The organism is Corallococcus sp. AB038B (genome assembly GCF_003668955.1).
Lineage (GTDB): Bacteria > Myxococcota > Myxococcia > Myxococcales > Myxococcaceae > Corallococcus > Corallococcus exiguus.
Genome location: NZ_RAWO01000400.1, coordinates 1 through 385 on the forward strand (window position 1 = coordinate 1; position 385 = coordinate 385).

1 protein-coding gene is annotated in these 385 nt (G+C 70.4%); it reads left to right on the forward strand.

What is annotated here, in order from left to right:
- On the forward strand, positions 1-385 hold a 385-nt coding region (locus D7Y04_RS44980), incomplete at both ends, for a hypothetical protein (protein ID WP_158627718.1).

The following is a 385-nucleotide window of genomic DNA, read 5'->3' on the forward strand; positions in this document are numbered from 1 at the left end:
CGGCTGGGTCTACGAGCAGCAGATTGAAGGCCGGTACCGCGCCTGCACCGGGTGCCACGCCCTGGTGCAGGCAGAGGACCGGTGGCGCAACCGCCCCGCGTTCGTCGCGCCGGCGCGCAGCCCTGTCTCATCGCTCCAGGAACACGCCCAGGCGGAGTCCGCGAACCCCGCCCCCCGGCTCCACGAGGGGCCCGACGCGGAGAGCACGGTCGCCGACCCGAACAAGTTCACGGGCTACGAATCCGCCCAGCAGGCGATGCAGGCCGTCAAGACTCTCAGGCCCTATCTGGATGAGCTGGGCCCGGCCCGGTACGACATCCTGCCGCTCGACATCTTCTCGACGAACCGGTCGCCCGCCGCGCTGCTGGCGAGAATCATCTCCAGC